General features: G+C 64.4%; 6 protein-coding genes. All 6 read right to left on the bottom strand.

The window, feature by feature from the left end; all coding sequences use genetic code 11:
• Entirely contained in the window at positions 1-753 is a 753-nt protein-coding gene (locus tag ACP15R_RS27295) for an SDR family NAD(P)-dependent oxidoreductase (protein ID WP_424988517.1), read from the bottom strand.
• Positions 754-946: 193 nt separating this feature from the next.
• Entirely contained in the window at positions 947-1,765 is an 819-nt protein-coding gene (locus tag ACP15R_RS27290) for a glutathione S-transferase family protein (protein ID WP_424988963.1), read from the bottom strand.
• Positions 1,762-3,201, bottom strand: coding sequence for an aldehyde dehydrogenase family protein (locus ACP15R_RS27285; protein WP_424988962.1), 1,440 nt, complete (start codon positions 3,199-3,201; stop codon positions 1,762-1,764). Before ACP15R_RS27285 ends, ACP15R_RS27290 begins: the two co-directional genes overlap by 4 nt.
• A gap of 20 nt (positions 3,202-3,221) precedes the next feature.
• Entirely contained in the window at positions 3,222-4,583 is a 1,362-nt protein-coding gene (locus ACP15R_RS27280) for a TRAP transporter large permease (protein WP_424988783.1), read from the bottom strand.
• A complete protein-coding gene (locus tag ACP15R_RS27275) occupies positions 4,583-5,119 on the bottom strand; it encodes a TRAP transporter small permease (protein ID WP_424988782.1) in 537 nt (178 codons plus the stop codon). Before ACP15R_RS27275 ends, ACP15R_RS27280 begins: the two co-directional genes overlap by 1 nt.
• 55 nt (positions 5,120-5,174) lie before the next feature.
• Complete coding sequence (locus ACP15R_RS27270; protein ID WP_424988964.1) at positions 5,175-6,086, bottom strand: TRAP transporter substrate-binding protein; 912 nt, start codon at positions 6,084-6,086, stop codon at positions 5,175-5,177.
• Positions 6,087-6,161: the final 75 nt, after the last annotated feature.

Genomic DNA, 6,161 nt, shown 5'->3' with positions numbered 1-6,161 from the left:
TCAGATGTTAATTTTGCCACCGTCTACGTTGATTGTTTGTCCTGTAACGAAGTTGCTGTCGTTTGATGCGAGGTAGATGAGTGTTCCGAGCAGGTCTTGTGGTAGCATGTCGCGTTTGATTGATCTGGAGGCGACGGTTGGGGCTCGGGCGATGTCAAATCCTGTGTTTGCGGCGAGGCCTTCGCTTTCGGTGAGGCCGGGGGCGATGGCGTTGACCTGGATGTTCTTGTCGCCGAGTTCGCGCCCGTGGCAGCGGGTCAGGGCGATCACGGCCCCCTTGGAGGCGGTGTAATGCGACAGGCCCGGTGGTCCGTAATAGAACGTGCCCGAGGCGATGTTGACCACCTTGCCGCCGCCCGCCGCGATCATGGTGGGCACGATGGCGCGCATCACCTGGTGCACGCCGCGGGCATTGACGCGCATGATGGTGTCGAACTCGTCATCGGAGATTTCGAAGAACGGTTTGGGTTGCAGCGTGGCAAAGATCGAGGCGTTGTTGACCATGATGTCGAGCCCGCCCATGGCCTTGGCGGTGTCGACCATGGCGGCGAGATCGTCATTGCTGGTGACATCGACGGTCAGGCCCTGCGCCGTGCCCCCGGCATCGGTGATCGCCCGCACCGCGGCGGCGGTGTCCTGCACATCGGTCACCAGGACCCTGGCGCCTTCGTCGGCCATCGCCCGGGCCATCAGCGCACCGATCCCCTGCGCCGCCCCGGTGATGACGGCGACTTTCCCTTCAAGACGTCCCATGACGTTCCTCCTGTGTTATCTGCCCTATCGCTTCGCTGCTTGAGGGCGGGATTCATGCCCTATCGCTTTGCTACTTGAGGGCGGGATTCATGCCCTATCGCTTTGCTACTTGAGGGCGGGATTTCATGCCCTATCGCTTTGCTGCTTGAGGGCGGGATTTTATGCCCTATCGCTTCGCTGCTTGAGGGCGGGCTCAGATTTCTATCTCCAGGATTTTTGCGACCTCGGGCCAGCTCTTGGCGCCGTTTTCGCGCAGGTCGTTGGTCAGGTCCTCGGGGACCCAGTCGATCAGGCATTTCCTGAAGTTGGGCCGCGCCTCGATCCGGGCGAACCAGGTCTCGACATTGGGCAGGCGGCCGCCCTCCCACATGCCGCGCATCGACATCATCGCCAGCCGGTTGACATAGGGCGTCATGGCGATGTCGGCGATGGAGAAACGGTTGCCGACCAGCCAGTCCCGGCCCTGCAGCGCTGTTTCCATCTTTTGCAGGTAGCTGTCATAGAGCCTGACCTTGTCCGCGGCGCCCGGCGCGTCAAAGCCGTGGCGGGTATAGCTGTCCTTGAGGTCCTTCCAGTTCGAGGTCACCGACATCGGCGGGGTCGAGGCGAGGAAGGCCTTTACCCCCTCGGGTCCGAGATTTTTCAGAACCGTGTGCCGGTGCGAACAGACAAAGGTGACCGCGCCGCAGGCCGGGTGCAGGTCCTCGTCCACCGCCTTGGTCCAGTAGCGCGCCTGCGCCCGCTCCCAGGGGTCGGTCGGATGCACGCTGCTGTCGGGGGCGATCTGGTCGAGATATTCGACGATCACCGTGCTGTCGGGGATCACCGTGCCGTCATGCACCAGCGTCGGCACCACGCCCTTGGGGTTGAGTTTCAGGTATTCGGGATCGAACTGTTCGCCCTTGAGGATGTCGATATAGACCCCGTCCCAGTCCAGCCCCTTTTCGTCCATGGCAAAGCGCACCTTGGCGGCACAGACCGAAGACCCGTGATGATAAAGCGTGAATGTCATAGCTGCACCGTGACCCATTTCAGTTCCGTCATCGCTTCCATGTCGGCGTCGGTGCCTTCGCGGCCGACGCCGGATTCGCCGTTGCCGCCAAAGGGCACATGCGCCTCGTCATGGATGGTCGGGCCGTTGACATGGCACATGCCGGCATTGATGTTCCTGGCAAAGTGAAAGGCGCGGTCGATATTGCCGGTAAAGATCGCCGAGGACAGGCCGTATTCGGTGTCATTCGCCTTTTGCAGCCCCTCTTCGTAGCTGTCGATCGGATAGATCGCGGTGACCGGGCCAAAGGTTTCGGACTTGCACAGGGTCATGTCCTCGGTGACATCGGTCAGGAGGGTGGGCTGGCAGCGGTTGCCCTGCCACGCGCCGCCGGTGACCAGGGTCGCGCCCTTGGCGAGGGCGTCGGCGATGTGGTCCTTGACCCTCTGGCGCTGGCGCTCGGAGATGATCGGGGCGATCACCGTGTCCGGGTCGCGCAGGTCGCCCATGCCCAGGTTGGCGGCGATCGCGGCAAAGCGGGCGACAAAGGTGTCATAAAGCGGGCGTTCGACATAGAACCGGCTCGACCCGATACAGGCCTGGCCGGCGAACATGAAGATCGAGCGGGCGGCCAGCGGCATCACCTTGTCCAGGTCGGCATCGGCCAGGATCACGGTGGGGCTCTTGCCGCCCAGCTCCAGGGTGTTGGGCGTCTTGTTGCGCGCGCAGATCTCGTTGATGTGCTGCCCGATCACGCTGGAGCCGGTGAAGGTGACAAAATTCACGTCCGGGTCGCCGGTCAGGTCGTCGCCGATTTCGTGGCCATAGCCGGTGACCACGTTGTAGCTGCCGGCGGGAAAGCCCGCCTCGGCGACGATCTCGGCAAAGATCAGGCTCAGGTGCGGCGCCATTTCCGAGGGCAGGTGCACGACCGTGTTGCCCACCGCCAGCGCATTTGCGACCAGCCGCGTGGTCTTGATCAGGGGCACGTTGAACGGGGTGATGACCGCGACCACCCCAAGCGGTTCGCGGATCGACATCGAGAACTTGCCCGGCGCATCCGAGGGCAGGGTTTCGCCGCGCACGTTGCGGCACAGGCCGGCGGCGGCGCGCACCATCGTCAGGCCCTTGGTGAACTCGAACATCGCCTTCTGCACCGGCGAGCCGATCTCGTCGACCAGGCAGTCGAGCAGCTCCTGCTTGCGCGCCTCCATGATCTCGGCCACCCGCAGCAACATGCGTTCGCGCGCGCTCGGGGTGGTGTCGCGATAGGCCGGAAAGGCCGCCCGGGCCGCGGCGATGGCCCGGCGCATGTCGTCACCGCTCCCGCGTGCCGCGCGGGCATAGAGGCTGTCATCCAGCGGGTTCAGCACGTCGAGGGTTTCGCCGCCCCCGGCGGCGCACCAGTCACCGCCGATAAAGTGCCGAAGCGTTCTGATATCTGTCTGCGCGTCCATGAGACGTCTCCTGTCTTGTGCTACCCGCCGACAATCGCCCGGGGCAGGAAAAGCGCGATCTGCGGAAAGAGGATGAGAAGCCCGAGCATGGCCGCCATGGCGAACCAGAACGGCCAGATGCCGCGGAAAATCTGGCCCATCGGCACGTCGGGGGCGATGGATTTGACGATGAAGACATTGATCCCCACCGGCGGCGAGATCATGCCCATCTCGAGCACGATCACCACGATGATGCCGAACCAGATCAGGTCCCAGTCCAGCCCGATGGCGATCGGGATGACCACCGGGATGGTCAGCACCAGCATCGCCATGGATTCCAGGAACATGCCCAGGAACATGTAGGCCAGGATGATCACCAGCAGCACGCCCAGGTCGCCGATCGGCAGCGAGGTCAGCAGGGTCACCAGCTGGGCCGGCACCTCGGTGATCGACATGAACGGGATGAAGACAAAGGCGCCGATGATGATCAGGAACACGGTCGCGGTGGCATTCATCGTCTGCAGGATCACCGCCCGCAGCGCGGCGGGGTCCAGCCGGCGCCGCCACAGGGCCACGAGGAAGGTCAGGAAAGCCCCCACCGAAGAGGCCTCGACCGGGGTGAAGAACCCCGTGTACATGCCGCCGATGGTGATCAGGACGACGCTCAGGATCGGCGCGGCGCGCCAGCCCGCCGCCAGGCGTTCGGCCCGGCTCGAGACCGCGCCGCGCGGCCCGGATTCGGGCTTGCGCGCCACCACGAGATAGATCGCGCCGATGAACAGCAGCGTCAGGATGATGCCCGGAAAGACACCGGCCATGAACAGCCGGCCGATGGATTGCTCGGTCAGCACCGCATAGATGATCATGCCCCCCGAGGGCGGGATCAGAAAGCCCAGCGTTCCGCCCGCCGCCACCGACCCGGTGGCGAGGCTGTCGGCGTAGTTGTAGCGCTTCATCTCGGGCAGCGCGACGCGGCCCATGGTGACCGCCGAGGCCAGCGAAGACCCCGAGAGCGCCGCAAAGCCGGCACAGGCGGCGATGGTCGCCGAGGCCAGCCCGCCCCGCATGTGCCCCATCCAGCGATAGGCGGCGGCAAACAGGTCGTTGGACATGCCCGACACACCCGCGAGATTGCCCATCAGCACGAACATCGGGATCACCAGCAGGTTGAAGTTCGACGCCGCCTCGAAGGTCTCGCCGGCAAGGTTGGAATAGGCGATGGTCCAGCCCCGCGCCCAGGCCTGGCCGGCCTCCATGCCGACGGCGATGAACTTGTTGGCATTGGCGATGACGGTGCCGGCAAAGCCGACCCCCAGCATCGACAGGGCAACCGGCATGCGCAGCGCCAGCAGAACGAAGAGGGCCAGCAGACCCAGCAGCCCCAGGAGGGTCATGTCGATCATCACAGCTCTCCACCGATCCTGAGCGGCGCGACCTTGCCGGAGCGCAGCAATTGCCAGATGTCCAGGACGATGACCGCCGCGTAGATCGCCGCCGAGACCGACAGCATGTGGTAGAACGGACCAAAGGAAATCAGCAGCTGTTGCGTGGTCTCACCGAATTTCGCGGCGCTCTGACCGGCATGCCACAGCCGCCAGGCCATGAGCGCAAGCAGGCCAACCGCCAGCAGCTTGACCGCCACCATCGACCATTTGGCAAAGCCGGCGGACATCCGCGATTCCAGCACCTCGATCTCGATATGCGCCCCGGTCCGCGCCCCCAGCGGCACCGACAGGGCAACGATCACCACCAGCGACAGGATCAGCAGGTCCTCGGCCCCGACGATCGGGCTGTTCAGCGCCTTGCGCATGACCAGCACGTTCCAGACCGAAAACCCGGTCATGAATACCAGCGTCGCACCGCCCAGGATCAGCGAAAACAGGATCAGCAGACGGTCCAGCATCGCGATGATGCCGGGCAGTTTCGGTTCATGCGTCATGGGGTCCTCCAGGGGAAACCGCGGCAGACCGGGGCGGCGCGCCCCGGTTGCGGGGTTACTGGTTGAGCGCGTTGTAGATGGCCTCGGCATTGTCGATGCCGCGCTCCGCGTAATCGGCAAAGATCACCTTGAGCCCCTCGGCCACCGCGGCATCCATCCTGGCGCGCTCGTCGTCCGACACCTCGACCAGCGTGTAATTCTTGCCGCTGGTCTGCTGCATGATGGCCAGCGATTTCGCGTCGGCCCCGTCAAAGCTCTCGGCCAGCTTCATCGACGCGGCCTCGCCCGCCAGCTCGTCGATGATCGCGCGGTGGGCCTCGCTCAGACCCTCGTAACGGTCGCGGTTCATCACCACGAAGATCACCGCGTGCTGCACCGGCACATTGGTCACGAAATGCGATGCCACATCCCAGAAATTCCACGGCGGCGTCATGTTGTTATAGGTCGAATAGGCGCCGTCGATGGTGCCGGTGGACAGGCCCGTATACATCTCGGTCACCGGCATCTGCACCGGAACCGCGCCCATCGCCTCGACAATCGGCGTGGTCAGCGCCGCATAGGGCACCACCTTGGCCCCCTTGAGCCCCTCCATCGTCGACATGTCCCGCGTCGCCGCGATCCCGATCCCGGCGGCGGTGGTCAGGCCGATCACCTTCACGTCCTCGTATTCATCCGCCAGATGCGCGTCAAACGCCGCCAGCATACGCCGGGTCGCCTCCGCCGAACTCTCCGACTTGCCCGGCAGGATCGCCAGCATCGTCTTGGGAAACAGCGCCGGCGTATAGGCCGAAACGCCAAAGGTGATGTCCGCAACCCCCTCGACCGCGCGCTTGTATTGCTGAACCGGACCCGCACCAAGCTGCCCCGCCGGGAAAAGCTTCATCGTCAACGTCCCCCCGGACCGCTTCTCAAGCTCCTCGCCAAACCACGAAAACATAACCGTGTTCGTATGATGCTGAGGCGGCACAAACGTCGCAACCGTCAACTCGTCCGACCCCGCCGGAACCGCCGAAACCCCAACCCCAAACGCCGCTACAACAAC

The sequence above is a fragment of the Microbulbifer sp. S227A genome (genome assembly GCF_049800935.1).
This window is presented reverse-complemented; position numbering and strand designations above follow the sequence as displayed.